Origin of the sequence: Mesorhizobium sp. M0590, assembly GCF_040320905.1 — a bacterium.
GTDB lineage: Bacteria > Pseudomonadota > Alphaproteobacteria > Rhizobiales > Rhizobiaceae > Mesorhizobium.
In genome coordinates, this window is the sequence record NZ_JAMYQN010000030.1 from 1 (window position 1) to 15,647 (window position 15,647).

Annotated in this window: 14 protein-coding genes and 3 pseudogenes; 1 reads left to right on the top strand and 16 read right to left on the bottom strand. The window is 60.1% G+C overall.

What is annotated here, in order from left to right:
• Window positions 1-87: 87 nt before the first annotated feature.
• A pseudogene (locus NKI52_RS30190) lies at window positions 88-557 on the top strand (transposase); the annotation flags it as partial.
• 156 nt (window positions 558-713) lie between these two features.
• Here NKI52_RS30190 and NKI52_RS32825 read toward each other — a convergent pair.
• From NKI52_RS32825 to nifH, 16 genes and pseudogenes are all read right to left on the bottom strand, one after another.
• Window positions 714-878, bottom strand: a pseudogene (locus NKI52_RS32825) (transposase); the annotation flags it as partial.
• 435 nt (window positions 879-1,313) lie between these two features.
• On the bottom strand, window positions 1,314-1,601 hold the full coding sequence (locus NKI52_RS30200) for an exopolysaccharide production repressor protein (RefSeq protein ID WP_352700605.1): 288 nt from the start codon (window positions 1,599-1,601) through the stop codon (window positions 1,314-1,316).
• 65 nt (window positions 1,602-1,666) lie between these two features.
• Window positions 1,667-1,984 (bottom strand): ferredoxin III, nif-specific, encoded by a 318-nt coding sequence (gene fdxB, locus NKI52_RS30205; RefSeq protein WP_352700582.1) that lies wholly within the window; start codon window positions 1,982-1,984, stop codon window positions 1,667-1,669.
• Entirely contained in the window at window positions 1,981-2,184 is a 204-nt protein-coding gene (locus tag NKI52_RS30210) for a CCE_0567 family metalloprotein (RefSeq protein WP_352700583.1), read from the bottom strand. Before NKI52_RS30210 ends, fdxB begins: the two co-directional genes overlap by 4 nt.
• Window positions 2,185-2,209: 25 nt before the next feature.
• Window positions 2,210-2,679, bottom strand: a pseudogene (locus NKI52_RS30215) (NifX-associated nitrogen fixation protein).
• Window positions 2,680-3,012: 333 nt separating this feature from the next.
• Window positions 3,013-4,182 carry a TlpA disulfide reductase family protein gene (locus NKI52_RS30220; protein WP_352700584.1) on the bottom strand — a complete coding sequence of 390 codons (1,170 nt, stop codon included), beginning with the start codon at window positions 4,180-4,182 and terminating at the stop codon, window positions 3,013-3,015.
• Window positions 4,183-4,383: 201 nt separating this feature from the next.
• Window positions 4,384-4,908, bottom strand: a complete 525-nt coding sequence (locus NKI52_RS30225) for a hypothetical protein (RefSeq protein WP_352700585.1) — start codon at window positions 4,906-4,908, stop codon at window positions 4,384-4,386.
• A gap of 620 nt (window positions 4,909-5,528) precedes the next feature.
• Entirely contained in the window at window positions 5,529-6,416 is an 888-nt protein-coding gene (locus NKI52_RS30230; RefSeq protein ID WP_352700586.1) for a universal stress protein, read from the bottom strand.
• A 107-nt stretch (window positions 6,417-6,523) separates the two neighbouring features.
• The gene (locus tag NKI52_RS30235) at window positions 6,524-7,309 is read right to left on the bottom strand and encodes a response regulator transcription factor (protein ID WP_352700587.1); all 786 of its coding nucleotides are present in this window, start codon (window positions 7,307-7,309) and stop codon (window positions 6,524-6,526) included.
• A 27-nt stretch (window positions 7,310-7,336) separates the two neighbouring features.
• On the bottom strand, window positions 7,337-7,816 hold the full coding sequence (locus tag NKI52_RS30240; RefSeq protein ID WP_352700588.1) for a NifX-associated nitrogen fixation protein: 480 nt from the start codon (window positions 7,814-7,816) through the stop codon (window positions 7,337-7,339).
• Window positions 7,817-7,833: 17 nt separating this feature from the next.
• Entirely contained in the window at window positions 7,834-8,331 is a 498-nt protein-coding gene (gene nifX / locus NKI52_RS30245) for a nitrogen fixation protein NifX (RefSeq protein ID WP_352700589.1), read from the bottom strand.
• Window positions 8,297-9,679: a nitrogenase iron-molybdenum cofactor biosynthesis protein NifN gene (gene nifN / locus NKI52_RS30250; RefSeq protein WP_352700590.1), complete on the bottom strand. Its 1,383-nt coding sequence runs from the start codon at window positions 9,677-9,679 to the stop codon at window positions 8,297-8,299. The genes nifX and nifN overlap by 35 nt, the downstream gene beginning before the upstream one ends.
• Window positions 9,680-9,688: 9 nt before the next feature.
• On the bottom strand, window positions 9,689-11,179 hold the full coding sequence (nifE, locus tag NKI52_RS30255; protein WP_352700591.1) for a nitrogenase iron-molybdenum cofactor biosynthesis protein NifE: 1,491 nt from the start codon (window positions 11,177-11,179) through the stop codon (window positions 9,689-9,691).
• A gap of 56 nt (window positions 11,180-11,235) precedes the next feature.
• Complete coding sequence (gene nifK, locus NKI52_RS30260) at window positions 11,236-12,777, bottom strand: nitrogenase molybdenum-iron protein subunit beta (RefSeq protein WP_352700592.1); 1,542 nt, start codon at window positions 12,775-12,777, stop codon at window positions 11,236-11,238.
• A gap of 126 nt (window positions 12,778-12,903) precedes the next feature.
• Window positions 12,904-14,406 carry a nitrogenase molybdenum-iron protein alpha chain gene (gene nifD, locus NKI52_RS30265; RefSeq protein ID WP_352700593.1) on the bottom strand — a complete coding sequence of 501 codons (1,503 nt, stop codon included), beginning with the start codon at window positions 14,404-14,406 and terminating at the stop codon, window positions 12,904-12,906.
• Window positions 14,407-14,503: 97 nt separating this feature from the next.
• Window positions 14,504-15,397: a nitrogenase iron protein gene (gene nifH, locus NKI52_RS30270; RefSeq protein ID WP_352700594.1), complete on the bottom strand. Its 894-nt coding sequence runs from the start codon at window positions 15,395-15,397 to the stop codon at window positions 14,504-14,506.
• Window positions 15,398-15,647: the final 250 nt, after the last annotated feature.

Genomic DNA, 15,647 nt, shown 5'->3' on the forward strand with positions numbered 1-15,647 from the left:
ATTAGCGGAATCACTGTCCCGTAATTACTGAAATCCCTGTCCGCGAATTAGCGGAATGGGTGTCCGCGAATTTCTGAAACACGCAACATCGCCCGGGAAGCGGTTGATGATGCGCAAGTCCGGCGGCTTCAGACGATCACCGGCGTCAATGTCATCGTCGCGAGCGGTATCATCGCCGCGGTCGGCGACATCCGGCGGTTCCGCGAGCCGCAGAAGCTGGTGAGCTACTTCGGCCTCAATCCGCGTGTGCGCCAATCCGGTCTTGGCTTGGCGCAATATGGCCGGATCAGCAAACATGGGCGTTCCCATGCCCGCGCCATGCTGGTCGAGGCCGCCTGGGCGGCGGCGAAGGCGCCCGGACCGCTCAGGGCCTTCTTCCTACGCATCCGTAACAAGCGTGGTCATCAGGTCGCAGCTGTGGCGGTCGCCCGCAAGCTCGCGGTGTTGATCTGGCATCTGCTGACAGAGGAGCAGGACTACTTCTGGGCTCGCCCGGCGCTGATGCGGCAAAGCAGAGGCAGCTCGCTCTCAAGGCAGGCGCGCCGGGCGAGCGCGGTGTCGGTCGCCAAGGTTCGGCTTATAGTCCCGCTTCTCGGACGTGGTGCGCTTTTCAGAGCCCCCTTTAGAAACTCAATTTCCAAGGCTTGCCGGCCTACCAGCCGCTCCAGCGCTGCGATCCGCGCCTCATAGGCCTGCATCGTGTCGGCCGCCGCCACGTCTTCGTCGAAGGAGCCGGCCTCGTGCTTCTGAACCCAGATGCGGATCAGGTTACGCGGCAGTTCGTGCCGCTTGGGGAGACCATGCAGCGTCTCGCCGGACAGGAACTCCTGCACTACCTGACGTTTGAACTCGATGCTGTGCGTGCGATAAGTCACCATGGGCTTCCATCCTTCGAAAGCCCGTCTTCCAAGTCAATTCTGCTTGTTCATCCTGTCCGGTCCGAGAGGCGCACTCCAGATAGCGTTCGAACTTTTCCAGCATTTTCTCTCTGGCAACACGCGATGGAGCTGAATTAGCCATTCACGAGTCATTCTAGAGGCGTCTTTGATTTGATGTCGCCCGCGTTTTCCGGGCCCAGAAGAGTCCCATTACTGTCCAGCGCCTCGTTCGCAATTGAGAGTTGCAACCGCACGCCGGCGTACTGCGAAGAGGATACCAATGCGTATGGCATTTCAAGAACTGCAACTCCTGGATTAACTAGAATGACCCGATTGCGGTCACCATCGACTTATCAAGCACCTTCTAATATCCGCTCAATGTTCATGGTTGGTCCAAAGTGGCGTTAACTTGAGCGCTAACCTTGTCATGGCGCCTCAAGGAAGCAGCAGCGAGATGGCCAGCATTTGATCGCGCTGGAGCAAAGCTGCGGATCCATTCGTTACCTCATCAAGGTCTGGCGGGTCGCATCCAACTTCCTTGCAACTGCCGAAATGCTCAGCCCTTTGGCCAGCTCGGCTAACGCAGCCAGACCGCCAGATCAGAAAGAGCACGCTTGCGAAGTACGTCAGCTGAAGCAGCAGCGAACAAGTCAGCGTCGTGACGACTACTGTTCCGATGGAATGAGAAGCGAAGTAGACAGTCAGTGCGGTGCTGCACAGCACCAGCGCCAGGACGCGACAAAAGATTCTAAAGGGCAACGCCGTTCTCCTGGTTTTGTCTCCTCAGATCATGCTGCGACCTGGTCGGCCGCAACATGGGTCTGGCAGTTCTTCGGGCAGACGCGGGCGCAGGCTCCGCAGCCAATGCAGCGGCCGGCATGATCGACGACCATGATCATGCGATTGAGCTCGCCATCGAAATCGTCATCCTCGTCGTCGCAGGCGCCCAGACTTTCACCCGCGTCATCGACGGCGTAAAGATGCATGACCGCGCGCGAGCAGACTTTGAAACAGCGGCCGCAGCCGATGCAGGTTGTTCCGTCTATAGCGGTGAGATATTCCGGCATCCATCCGGAGCCGTCGCGGGTGGTGAATGTGCTCCTCATCGTAACTTCTTCATTGCAGCGAGCTCTCTCTTGGCACCATCCAACTCGGCAAAAACAGCCGACGTTTCCTCAGCAACTTCCTCTATCTCCCTCCATTTTCTCGGGAGATCCTCTGCAAGGCCGCGCAATCTCATCTTGGCAAGTGCCGCGCGCAGCTGAAGCTTTCGAACTTTCTTCCCCATCTCATCTAGGTTTGACATAATTCGTTCCTCGAAATCGGTTTCTTCACGCCCGTGCCACGTCGGGATAGGCTTCAATGCTGCAGTCGCATCGTCGACCAGTTTCGCACCGGCTTCAGCCAGTTTCCGGAGCATCTCGAAGCCGAACCGATGAACGTCTTGCCAGAACGACCAACTGCCCGGCCGTGGAAAGCATGCGGCCCCAAGTCCTCGTGAATTTCATCTCCATCGTTGGCGATGTCATCAGGCCGGAGCGTTCCTCGATCCAAAGCCCGACGGCCGTGTAGAAGTATTGAGCCTCCACAGCACGTCCGGATCGGGATCGCCGATGATGGGGATCGCACGGCGCTGTTTTCTGGTGATGATGAAGTCGCCCAGCAGTTCGGCGTCTGATTTGCCTTCCAGTGACCCGGAGGCATCCTGAGCACGGATCAGCCGCACGAGGCATCTGACAAAAGGCGTGGCAAGGGCCGCCTCGTCCTCGTTGACAGCCGGGCTGACCGCAGCACTAGACATTTCGCATTGTCCTCATTTCAGTCCTCTTCGTCGAAGCATGATGTCTGTTTTCTGGGATGCCTACTTCGGGCACACTTGCGCAGCCGACGCCCGGCTCGGCGCGGCTGATGCCACGCAATTGATATCCCTCTGGCCGACCTTGAACACGTCCTTGACTGCGAAGTCTTCAACGTGAATTCGCGTCGAACATCACTTCCGCCGCAATGCGGCCGGAGGCCATGAAGTTTCGAGCCTCGATCCTGCTGCAGACGATCGACCAAGTGCTGCATGGACCCTCCTGCTGCGGTCACGCCAAGGAAATCGACGAATTGCCCGGTAAGCCATTTCGACCAATTACCCTTTTTTATCTTTCCTCCTCGGCCGACCGCGCTTTGGCACCTTCGGGAAATGGTTTTGCGGAGCCCCACAGAATGCGCCGCAACAAACCTTCCCACCCCTGTACTTGGCGAGGGCCTGCAGCAAATCCGGCAGATGCTGCTCTTTCAATTCGGCCGGGATAGGCTCCGGACCGTCCAGCGACGTCAGTGCCAGTTCGACCAACTCGATCGCGCGATCATTGTTGCCGTTCTCGTGATAGTACCGGGCGACCGCGGGATAGGACCGGAACTTAGGGCTGTCGCCTTGCGGAGGATTCAGCGCCAGGATGTGTTCGGACAGCTCCTTGCCCATCGCGAAGCGCTCAGCAGGGGGAAGGCGCGAATGGTCATTCGCCGGATGGAAAAGCTGGTCTAGCGCCGAAACCATCCAATCCTGGGAGTTCTTGTCGATCGCGTCGCGCACGAATTCGCGCATCACGGGCAAGCCGGTCCACATGTCTTGTATTTTGTGAAGCAACAGGTGCGCATGAGCCAGGCGGAAATTGATGTCGTCGGGCATCAAGGCGATGCCCTCTTCGATTGCCCAGAGCGCCGTCTTCCAATCTTCTAACTTCACCGCCGCCCAGAATCTGTCATCGATCGGCTGCTTCAACGCTTGTTCGCGCGCCATTGGTTCGCTTGTGGCGATCCGCTCCGTATCGGCGGCTTTAGCTTTATCGCTGATGCGCCAGCTGCCGTTAAGCACTTTCGGCAAAACCTCATCGAGTTGGCTGGGATGACCGATAAAGGCGATGTGACCGTCTCGGTCGACCACGAACGAGGTCGGAATCCCAACAGAAAAGCTGGGTTTCATCCAAAGCTTGTTCATTTCACCTGTGTGGTCGAACGCGATCCGATAGCTCAGATGCGAGCACTTTTCGGTCAACCACGCGTCCAACTTGGTGCGAGCCTCAACGGCCGTTGGAGCGTCTTCATTAGCCGCGACGCCGACGACCTCAAGTCCCCTGTTCTTGTATTTTTCCTGGAGCCGCATCAGATCGAGCATCTCCGCCATGCATAGTTCGCACCAAGTTGCCCAAAATTCGACGATATAGACTTTGCCGGGCTGGAAGTTCGCAAGGGGCTCGCCACGCAGCCAGTCCTCCATTTTGATCGAAGGAGCCGGTGACCCCATCTGGAACACCATACTGCTCTCCAAAGCTGTTGCCAAAAGTTGCGTGACCTTATGCGCAAGCTTGTTCCGCCTTTGAGACGGGGCACGAGGGTTCAAGGAGTGGAGAGCATCGCTTGTCTTGTGCATCTGCGTGCAGTCCGCCTTCACTCAGTGTTGCTGAATCTCAATTCGCAAAGGCCGTGCCAACGCGCTCAGCGCGCAGTAAACGCTCGATTACATTTTAAAAGCTTTCGGGGTGCCCAAGATAGCCGGTTGTATTGGACGCGACATGTTTTCTGCCACTGTCAGGTCTTGGACACGCATCACGCGCTTCGCGTCGCCAGAGAAGCGTGGCCACGGACGACTCGACATGTATTCGGGCTGAGGCACGAGCAGATGGACATTGTGACTGCGTTGGACTACCGCCAGGCTCGTCATCATCGTCCGCCTCAAGGCTTGCTTGAGCTTCTTGCCGTTTCGGTCGCTCAGGTGGTAGCGGAACGCCATTGCGATTGCAGCGGCCGCTCCATCCGAGCATCGCCTCTGCCCTACCTCTTCCGCTTTGCGATTGAATTCCTGGCTGGCGACGCAGGAGTTCTTCACGACGAAGCCGGTCATGTCCGGCTGCGGGTCGCGAGTACCGTCTTCGCCAGATTGACGATGATGATCGTAGCGAAGAGGGCCAGGATGAGTGCCGGCATGTGCCGGCGCGGTGAACTCTCCCGGATTCCTGGTTTTGTCGTTCTGTGTCCCGTTCACCTACAGGGACCGCCTGGTGCGAATGTGAGCGTTGTCGGAATTGACCGGCCAAAGACCACTCGGTCGCCACGCGGGTTGGGCCGGACCGACTGAAAACGCTGAAGATGCGGCCGTCCTCACCCCTAACCCGCCTGCCAATCCAGACCATGGGCAACGTAATTTATGCGATCGATTCCCGCCGACCGCGGCAGGAGCTCGACCGTTCCGACTCGAAGTTGAGGGCCTCGGCCACGGCACGGTCGTTGCGTTGTTAAGCTCCCGGCCAGTAATGAGGAGATCGTGATACCGCCCATACGATGCCGCTACGGATCGGAACTCGGCCTGCCGCGCTGAACGACTCTCTTTGACCTGACGCCGACCTGCGAAGCCGTGATCTTCACTGCATTGAGGACTGCCCATATCTCTGCCCGGTGTTGGTCTCCGCGTTATGGATCATCTCGGGCGAGCAGAACCCCGAACGCGAGACGTCCGCGATGTTCCCGGCGATGGCGCTTGCAGATTCGCTCCGAGGAGCTTCGCGAAACTGGGCGCGTTTGCGGCAATCTTTCTCCGACTTGGATCAGGATAGGTGATCCAGGGAAGTAGAGCTTCAAACAGCGTCGGTGCTGCTTTGGAATCCGTCAGCGAGCCAAAAACAACGGCAATGACGGCTTCCCAACTATCCATCTCGTCACGCCGCCGAAGAGTCGCTCACGTAGCCTGCGGTTGCCATAAGCGCCCATGACTATCATGTCGGCAGACGTGTCGATTGCGTGCTGCGCGAGCACCGTGGCTGCCGATTTTCCGGCGCTCGCCAGCAGGTCAACCGACACCCGAGCACCGTGCCGAGTGAGATAGGCAGCGATATCGGCTCCCGGCTCGGTACCGTTTCCGGTGCAGGTCGCCTCCGGATCGACTAGTGCGACACGAACTTCCTCAGCACCGGCTAGCAGATCCAGCGCTTCCCGAACCGAACGGGACGCCTCGACTCGCGAATCCCAGCCGACCAGCACGCGCCGTGGAGACAGAGTCGCCTCAGCGCCCTCCGGCACGACAAGCACCGGCTTTCCGGTGTCGAACAGGCTGCCGTTGATAACAAGGGGACCGACGTTAATGTCGTTGAGAAGTGCGGGGCCGACGATTGTCAGGTCGTTGCAGAGCGCCCGCTGTCGCACCGCGTCACCGATGCTGGCCTGATCGCAGTTGGCAATATCGACATCATAGCACCGCCACGTGGCTCTCAGCAGTTTGTGAATTTCCCTGGATGTTGTTTCCAGTCTGGCCATGTCCTGTGAAAATCTTTCGATCTGCCTAAACCGGTTGTCCAGTCTGGCGATGGCCTGTGCGCGTTGTCCAGGCCACTCGGGGATGCCATCGCCGAGCAGCGGAGAAGGCATAATGAGCGGCGGAGGCGACATCACCAGTACGGAAAGATACGCGCCGACTTCGGCACACAAGCTGGCAGCTGTTCTGACATCCTGATCGGAGTGGTCAGCTCCCGTCACACTGAGTACGCTTCTGAAAGCCATCTGACTGCTTCTTTCTGAATATGTCGTACCTGCCGGCGCGTTTCGAAGCCGCAAGACTTGCCCTCAGCACGGCGGAAATGCGGAATGGCACCACATCGGTTATCTATTCAGCCGTCCGGCCACTCGAGCGAGTAGCCGGCCGACCTGACGGTACGAATGACGCTGGAGGGGGAGGCCGCCTTCAGAGCCCTTCTGAGCCGGCTGATATGGACATCCACGGTGCGTACACCGACATGGATATTGGCCGGCCAGGCCGCGCTGATCAGCTCGTCTCTGGTGAAGACCTTGCCGGGAGTCTCAAGCAAAAGCCGCAGCAGGTTGAACTCGATCGGCCCAAGGTGGACTTCGTGGCCATTACCCCGAACGCGGTGGGCATCGAGCCTTATCTCAAGGTCGCCACAGGAGATCCAGCCGCCGTTTTCAATCCCGTTCGAACCCGGCTTTGGCAGCGCCAGCTTCATCCGTAGACAGTCAAGCAGCTTGGCCGGCGCGAAGGGCCGCACAAAGCTCTCGTCAATACCAGCCTTCAAGAGATCGAGGTGCTGGTTCTCGGCGCCGGGCGCGATCAGCGCAATTACGGGCAGGCCGCCGGTCCGGGGCTCCCCCTTGAACCGGGCGCAGATTATGGAGCCTGTCGCGCTTGTTGGCTGGCAGTCCAGCACCACGGCCTTCGGCTCCCGTTCACTGGCCAATGCAAGCGCCTCCTCCACGCTGCCGGCCAGTTGAATCGTGAAGCCATCCACCTCCAGAATGTGGCTGTGGACCAGATAGAACTCCGGATCCTGCGAACAGATCAGGACCAGTGGCTTCATCAGCGCTGCCCCAAGAACCACATCGGCCTCGATCGCCTCGATTGAGAGGGCTGGCCATCGCATGTCCTCAAGGCCTGACACGATCCCGTTGATCGAAAATCGGTTCCATCACGCCCGCGCCACCTCGGGATGAGCCTCAATAGCTGCGGTCGCATCGCCGGCCAGTTTCGTACCGGCCGTGGCGAGTTTCCAGAACGTCTCGAAGCCGAACCGGTGGACGTCGCGCAGGGTCTTCGACAGAACGACCAACCGCCCGGCCGTGAGAAGCACGCGCCCAAAGCCCTCATGGCTTATCTCCATCATCGGCGATGCCATCAGGCCGGAACGCTCCTCGATCGCAAGCCCGACGGCGGTGTAAAACATCTCGAGCCTCCACAGCACGTCCGGATCGGGATCGCCGATGATCGGGATCGCACGGCGCTGTTCCCTGGTGATGATGAAGTCGCCCAGCAGCTCGGCGTCCGATTTCCCTTCCCAAGACCCGTGGGAATCATGAGCCCGGACCAGCCGCACGAGGCATTTGACGAACGGGGTGGCAAGGGCCGCCTCGTCTTCGGCGACAGCAGGGCTAACCACGGCGTCAGACATTTCGCCCACTCCTCATTTCAGTCCTCGTCCTCGAAGGACGGTTTCTGTTCGGCGACACCTGCCTGCGCCAGCACCTTGCGCAGCCAAGGGGGAGGACACGTCCTGAGCATCATCTGCGTGCGCAACAGCACCTCTTGGATGGTTTGGGGGTGCGGCACTTTGATCGGATGAATTTTTGCCGAAACAACCTTGGCTGCCGAAGGTCCGCCGATCGCCAGACAAAACAGGAGATGACATCCCTTCAGCGCCTCCACCTTCGGGGTGATGCGGTCATCGCCCTCAGTTGGGTGCTTCCCGCTCTCGTCCGAAACGTCATCGAAGGCCACGGCCTCGACGAGCTTCCACTCCTCGCGCATCACGTCGTAGACAGCAAAGCGCCTGGCCGAACCGAAATGGGCGTTGAGGTTCTTCATGTCCTGCGTGGCGATCGCCACCCGCAATGCGCCGGCTTGGCGTTCCGGCGTCGGTGCGTGAACCTCGTCAGTGACGAGCGAGAGGCGACGAACGGAGCTCATCTGGGATTTCTCGCTTACGGAGTGGATCAAGCGCCTCAGGCGTCGGCGCGTGCCGGTTGGCTTCAAAAATGTTGGCAACCTCGAAGATCATGTCGCGGGTCCCCTGATAGAGGATTGTGAGCTTGTGCTGGCTACCGAGCCGGTCGAAGATCGGGAAGCCAACCCGCATGAGCGGAATGCCGAGGCGCTGCGCCGCCTGGCGGCCGTGGGAATGGGTGACGAGAAGATCAGCGCTGGCGCCAAGAGCTTCCAAATCGCCGAGATCGCCGATTTGAACCGACTGCGCCGGTACTTCCTCCAAAATTTTCGACATGTCGGTCGTGGTGACCGCCGCCGCGATTTCGGAGCCCATGCCGATGAAGAAGCTCGCGAGTTGGTAGAGTTGGTCTGGTTCAGCAGCGATCGCAATTTTCTTGCCTCCAAAGTGGAAATGTCCGTCGAGCAACGCGTCCTGCAACTGCGCCCGGCGACGGCGCACCCCAGCCGGCGCCGCCGCGCCCGAAACCACGGACAGCAGCGAGACGAACCGGTCGGCGTCCTTCAATCCAGTCAGCGACCGGAACAGCACGTAAGGCACGCCGGTCAACCTCTGAAGCAGCTCGGCCGGGCGGCGCATATGCTCACCGATGACGATGCATTGCTCGGCCGTGCCAAGCTCGCGGATATCCTCGATGCTGGTGCCGCCGTAGGTGGTCGTGATCCAGCGGTCGGGCACCGTACCGTCGAGCGAGCCGGAGACGTCCGGCAGAATCACCGGCTTGAGTCCAAAGCTTTCAATCATTTCACGCAAATGCTCGATATCAGCCACAGTGAGGTTCCAGCCAGGCAGGATCACGATCTTCTTCGACTGCCGCGCCTGCTCGCCGGGCCGCGTAATCCTTTCGATCATCGCGGTGACAGCCTTGGCCCAGCCCTCTTCGATCGCGCCGCCGAAATCCGGCGTGTTGGCTAGCACCACCTCCGTACCCGCGAGTTCTTCCCTGCGCTTCAGCCTGATATTGGCGATATCTCCTGCGCAGTCTTCGCCCCGGGTTTCCACCAGCGCCGTCGTGCAGACCCCGATCAGCGTTGGCTTTGTGCGGGCCTTGAGGTTGAGGATCGCCTCTTCCAGATGGTCTGCCCCGCTGAGGATCGTCGCCACCTCGTCCATCGCCGTGGTCTGCAAGGGGATGGCTTCCTTGAAATGCCGCACGAAGAGCACGAGGGCGAAGCTGGTGCACCCCTGGCTGCCGTGGAACAACGGCATCGCGCCGTCGACGCCAAGAAAGGCCAAGGCGGCACCGAGCGGCTGCGATGACTTCAGCGGATTGACCGCCGCCGCTTTGGTCTGGGGAAGGATGCGGACCATCGGCTTTCCTCAACACTCGCCGAAATCGTCGGCCATCGTGCTGGCGAATTCCTGGACAGCATGCAAGGTCGCGGTCTCGCTTTTCGTGCGCGGCAGTTGCTCCCTCACCGCAGGCTGGCAATCCCATGGTGCCGGCTCCCGCACCTGGCACCAGATTGGGTTATGAATGGCGAGGTCAATCTGGCGTACGAGTTCCACCATGCCGTCATAGCCGGCGTAAGGGTGTTGGCGCTCCTGGTTGATATCCAGCCAGGGTGTCTTGGCCTTCAGCGCGATGAATTGCGTGCGCCCGCCCGACAGCAGGATATCGGCCTTGCGTTCTGAGAGCATGGCGTAAAGCTCGCGCGGCGCCATCTGCTCGAATATGTGGTTGTCGTCCTTGAGTATCTGCTTGATGCGCTCCTTGTCTTCGACCGTCGACTTCTTGACCGAGGTGCCGACGATCTCGATGCCGATCTCCATCAGCGCATGAACGACGGACCAGGACTTCACACCGCCGGTGTTGAGCAGCACGCGCTTGCCTTCGAGCCTCGGCCGGTAGGCCGCGAGCTTCTTCCAAGCGATCGCCTCCTCATCTGCAATCAATGCCTCGGTGCGGCCGAGGATCTCCGGATCGGCACCCTTCTTCACGAGCAGCTGAGAGATCTGTCGGAGCGCTTCCGAGGTGTCGGTGATGCCGTAGAAGGAGCCCTCGAAAAACGGGATGTCCCAGCGCTGCTCCATCTTGCGGGCGAGATTGATGAGCGCGGTCGAGCACACCATCATAGCCGCCCGGGCGCGGTGCGCGCAGGCAATGTCGAAGTAACGCGCGTCACCCGGAATGCAGGCGCGCACCCGGATGCCCAGCCGATCAAGGAGCGGTTTCACCAGCCAGAATTCGCCCGAGAGGTTGAATTCTCCAAGGATGTTGATGTCGTAAGGGCCGGCATCGTCGGGCTCCACCGTGCCGATGACATGCTCGAGCAACGCCTCGCCGGCAAGCTTGTTGCCGAGATTCTTGGAGCCGACGAAGCCCGGCGCATTGACCGGCACCACCGGTAGGCCGAACTTTTCCGCCGCCCGCTTGCAGACGGCCTCGATATCCTCGCCGATCAGCGCCGTCACGCAGGTCGGATAGACGAAGATAGCCGGCGGCCCATACCCTTCCTTGATCTCGCGGATCGCTTTGAAAAGCTTCCGCTCGCCCTGCCCCATCACCACGTCGAGTTCGGTGAGGTCGGTCGTGAAGCTCGTGCGCCACAGCGTTGGCCCGGACGAAGCCGCACCGCGGTTGTCCCAGGAATTGCCCTCGCAGGCGAGCGGCGCATGGATCAGGTGCGCGACGTCGGTGATCGGCTGGAGCACGATCTTGGCGCCATCAAAGGCACAGCCGCCGGCCGCCGCCCCGGGGGTTAGTGGCTTCGAACAGCCCTTTTTGCGCGCCTTGGCATCCTTGCCGCGGTTCTCCTCGCAGGCAGGCTCGTTGAAGACATCCTGGATTTTGGCTCTGAGCAAGGACATTGCGTCGGTCTCCAAAGTCCCTCGGGAAGACGACCGGCCAAAGCCGACCGTCACGCTTAGCGGGTGAGGTCATACGAATAGTCCGTCACGCCCGTCTCGCTTGTCTCGCGATCGAGCTTGTCGAAGATCTTGTCGAGGATCGTCGTCAGGACGCGCAACCCGCCTTGGTAGCCCATAAGCGCAAACCGATGGTGATGGTGGCGGTCGAAGATCGGAAACGTCAGCCGGATCAGCGGCGTGCCGGTGTCGCGCTCCAGATACTTGCCATAGGAGTTGCCGATCAGCAGGTCCACCGGCTCGGTGAAGAGCAGCGAGCGCATCGCCCAGAGGTCCTTGCCAGCCCAGACTTGAGCATCCTTGCCGAAGGGCGATGATGCAAGCAGTTCCTTCAACTCCGCTTCCCATGCCGAGGTGCCGTTGGTGGCGAGGCAATGGGTCGGCTCGCCGCCCGTCTCCATGGTGAAGCGGGCCATGGCGTAGACAAAGTCCGGATCACCGTAGATGGCATATTTCTTACCGTGCAGCCAGGATTGGCTGTCCGCCATGGCGTCAACAAGTCGGCCGCGCTCCAGGCGGATTGCCTCGGGGATTTGCTTGCCGGAAATCGCGGAGACCTCCATCAGGAAGTCGTCGGTTGCTTGGACTCCGAGCGGGTAATGGAACGAGGCAGTCGCCTGCCCTACCCCCTCGCAATACTCCAGTGTTTTTCGGGTGTTGTAATGTTGTAGCGAGAGTGTCGCCTCCGCGTTGAGTGCCTTCCTCACGTCTTCGATCTTCGTGCCGCCGTCGTACATGCGGTATTCGCCGTCCGACGGCGTGTCGAACTGGTCAGAGGCGTCTTGGATGAAGGTATAGGACACGCCTATCAGATCGAGCAGGCGCTTGAGCTCCCGGTTGTTGCCAACGCAAAAGCCGTCGAAACCCGGAATGATGTTGATGGTTCCCTCGGCTTCCGTGCGCTCCTCGCCTTTCCAGAAGTGCTCCAAAATGCCCTTGACCGTTACGTCATAGCCGTCGACATGACTACCGACGAAGGCCGGCGTGTGGGCGAAGGGCACGTCGAAGTCGCGCGGGACCGAGCCTTCGTCCTTGGCGTTCTCGATGAAGCTGTGCAGGTCGTCGCCAATGACCTCGGCCATACAAGTGGTCGAGACGGCGATCATCTTCGGGTCGTAGAGTTGGTACGTGTTGGCGAGCCCGTCGACCATGTTCTTCAGACCACCGAACACTGCCGCGTCCTCGGTCATCGAGGAGGAAACTGCCGAAGCAGGCTCCTTGAAATGGCGCGACAGGTGCGAGCGGTAATAGGCCACGCAGCCCTGGCTACCGTGGACGAAGGACATGGTTCGCTCGAACCCTGCGGCCGCGAACACCGCGCCAAGCGGCTGGCAGGCCTTGGCGGGGTTCACGACAAGCGCTTCGCGAGCGAGGTTCTTTTCGCGGTATTCCCACGTCTTGGTGAATTCGCGTTGGTCGGTAACGACCTGGTCCGGGTGCGGACATTCGAAATTCAGCCTCTTCTCGGCGAGCATCTGCCTGTATTCCGGCTCGCGGAACAGGGGCGCGTGGTCGAGAACTTTTTCAGCCGACTGCGGCATGGGTGGTTACCTCTTCTCCATCTGGCCCGCCATACGGCGGCACAGGGACGTCGAAACGTTTCAGGTCTCCCGCGGACAAAGGGCCACAGGCGTTCAACGGCCTCCCGCCTTCCGGGAGGCCAGGTTTCATTCGGCTGCGATCGCCGCCGACGGCTCGGCTTTTTTCTTCCAGGGGGCGTCGTAGAGGTTCCAGACCGGGTTGTTGATGGCCAGATCCATGTCGCGGGCGAAGATGGCGAAGCCGTCGTAGCCGTGATACGGGCCGGAATAATCCCAGGAATGCATTTGACGGAACGGTATGCCCATCTTCTGGACCGGGTACTTTTCTTTGATGCCGGAGCCAACGAGATCAGGACGGATCCCCTCGATGAACTTCTCCAGCTCGTAACCAGTCACGTCGTCATAGATCAGCGTGCCCTTCTTCACGTAGTGGCCAGTGCGCTGATAGTCGTCGTTATGGCCAAATTCATAGCCAGTGCCGACGATCACCATGCCCAGATCCTCATATGCCGTGACGACGTGACGGGGGCGCAGCCCGCCGACATAGAGCATCACCGTCCTGCCTTCGAGGCGCGGCCGGTACTTGGCGATGACGGCATCGACCAACGGCCGGTATTTGGCGATGACCGCCTCGGCCTTGGCCTCGATTTCCGGCCCGAAATGCTTGGCTATCTTGCGCAGAGAGGCTTCGGTCTGGGAGGGGCCGAAGAAATTATATTCCATCCAATCGATGCCATACTTTTCCTCCATGTGCCGGCAGATGTAGTTCATCGACCTGTAGCAATGGATGAGATTGAGCTTGGCCTTGGGCGCGCGCTCTATTTCGGCCAGCGTAGCGTCGCCCGACCAGTTGCCGACCACGCGCAGGCCCATCTCCTCGAGCAGGATGCGCGAAGCCCAGGCGTCGCCGCCGATATTATAGTCGCCGATCACATTGACATCGTACGGGCCGGCCTCGAACTCAATGTCCTTCTTCTCGAAGACCCAGTCGCGGATCGCATCGTTGGCGATGTGGTGGCCGAGGGATTGCGAAACGCCGCGGAAGCCTTCGCAGCGCACCGGCACGATTGTCTTTTCGTGCTCCTTGGCCTTGTTGCGGGACACAGCTTCGGTGTCGTCGCCAATCAGGCCGATCGGGCATTCGGATTGCACAGTCATGCCCTTGTTCAGCGGAAACAGTTCCTCGATCTCGTCGATGATCCGTTCCAGCTTCTTGTCGCCGCCGAAAACAATGTCCTTCTCCTGGAAATCGGAGGTGAACTGCATCGTGACGAAAGTGTCGATGCCGGTCGTGCCGACGTAGTAGTTGCGGCGTTGAGACCAGGAATATTGCCCGCAGCCGACCGGGCCGTGCGAGATATGGACCATATCCTTGACTGGACCCCACACCACGCCTTTCGAGCCGGCATAGGCGCAGCCGCGAATCGTCATCACGCCGGGGATGGACTTGATGTTCGATTTGACCTCGCATTCGGAAAGGACCTCGCTTTCCTCGCCAGCCTCGTCGCCGCTCTTTGCGACGCTGAGGTGCTTTCTGCGGCGCTTCGCCGACTTGTCAGGATATTGCGACAGCACCTCCTCGATAAGCTTCGCATGGAGGGCACCGTCATTCTCATATTCCAGGCTCATGGGACCCCTTTCAAGGTTCAGGGTGACGCCTCACCGACGAGGCGCCGTTCTTTGAAAGGCGCACCAGGTCAGGCGGCGCCTCATGTCACAGCGGTCGCTACTGTGCGGCCGTCTTAGCCGCTTCCTTGACCTGAAGCTCGGCAAGCATCTGCTCGTCGGTCTTCATGATGCCGAAGTCGAGCAGCATGTCCTCGAGCTCCTCCATGGTGATCGGGGTCGGGATGGTGCCCTGGCCCGAATTCCCGTGGATCTTCTCGGCCAGCGCCCTGTATTCCCCGGCCTGCTTCGAGTCCGGCGCATACTGGATCACAGACATCTTCCTGAGCTCGGCGTGCTGGACGATGTTGTCGCGCGGCACGAAGTGGATGAGCTTGGAATTGAGCCTGGAAGCCAGCGCTTCGGCGAGGTCGAGCTCGCGATCGGTTTGGCGCTCGTTGCAGATCAGGCCGCCGAGCCGCACGCCGCCCGAATGGGCGTATTTCAGGATGCCCTTGGCGATGTTGTTGGCGGCATAGAGCGCCATCATCTCGCCGGACATGACGATGTAGATTTCCTGGGCCTTGTTCTCGCGGATCGGCATCGCGAAACCGCCGCACACTACATCCCCGAGCACGTCGTAGGAGACATAGTCGACATCGTCGTAGGCGCCGTTTTCCTCGAGGAAGTTGATCGAGGTGATCACGCCGCGGCCGGCGCAGCCGACACCCGGCTCGGGGCCACCCGACTCCACGCATTTGATGCCTTTGTAGCCGACCTTGAGCACATCCTGGAGTTCGAGGTCTTCCACCGAACCTTCCTGAGCCGCGAGGTGCAGGACCGTATCCTGCGCCTTCGCGTTCAGGATCAGGCGGGTGGAGTCGGCTTTGGGGTCGCAGCCGACGATGAGGATTCTCTGCCCGAGGTCGACAAGGGCGGCGAGCGTATTTTGGGAGGTGGTGGACTTGCCGATGCCGCCCTTGCCGTAAAAGGCGATCTGACGCAGACCTGACATGTAGCTTTCCTTCCTTCGTTCCATTCATCGCGGCTGCCGCGACACGAATGCCGGTCGGGCAGCTGTCGCCGCCTCGCACCCAAGGATTTCAAGACTCGTGCCAATTTGGCTGGTCGAATCGAAGAATAATTTTATGGTTGCTTTTCAGGTATTTAGCTTGAAGCCAAAGAAAGGACTGTCGGACCAAGCCGTGTAGCGGACCCGACAATGGCGACACAAAGCGTCGGATCGCGATCTCAGTCACGCATTC

Excerpts from the sequence above, each read along its gene's own strand:
- fdxB (WP_352700582.1), bottom strand. The coding sequence starts at position 1,984 with ATGAGGAGCACATTCACCACCCGCGACGGCTCCGGATGGATGCCGGAA.
- NKI52_RS30210 (WP_352700583.1), bottom strand. The coding sequence starts at position 2,184 with ATGTCAAACCTAGATGAGATGGGGAAGAAAGTTCGAAAGCTTCAGCTG.
- NKI52_RS30220 (WP_352700584.1), bottom strand. The coding sequence starts at position 4,182 with ATGGTGTTCCAGATGGGGTCACCGGCTCCTTCGATCAAAATGGAGGAC.
- NKI52_RS30230 (WP_352700586.1), bottom strand. The coding sequence starts at position 6,416 with ATGGCTTTCAGAAGCGTACTCAGTGTGACGGGAGCTGACCACTCCGAT.
- NKI52_RS30240 (WP_352700588.1), bottom strand. The coding sequence starts at position 7,816 with ATGTCTGACGCCGTGGTTAGCCCTGCTGTCGCCGAAGACGAGGCGGCC.
- nifX (WP_352700589.1), bottom strand. The coding sequence starts at position 8,331 with ATGAGCTCCGTTCGTCGCCTCTCGCTCGTCACTGACGAGGTTCACGCA.
- nifN (WP_352700590.1), bottom strand. The coding sequence starts at position 9,679 with ATGGTCCGCATCCTTCCCCAGACCAAAGCGGCGGCGGTCAATCCGCTG.
- nifE (WP_352700591.1), bottom strand. The coding sequence starts at position 11,179 with ATGTCCTTGCTCAGAGCCAAAATCCAGGATGTCTTCAACGAGCCTGCC.
- nifK (WP_352700592.1), bottom strand. The coding sequence starts at position 12,777 with ATGCCGCAGTCGGCTGAAAAAGTTCTCGACCACGCGCCCCTGTTCCGC.
- nifD (WP_352700593.1), bottom strand. The coding sequence starts at position 14,406 with ATGAGCCTGGAATATGAGAATGACGGTGCCCTCCATGCGAAGCTTATC.
- nifH (WP_352700594.1), bottom strand. The coding sequence starts at position 15,397 with ATGTCAGGTCTGCGTCAGATCGCCTTTTACGGCAAGGGCGGCATCGGC.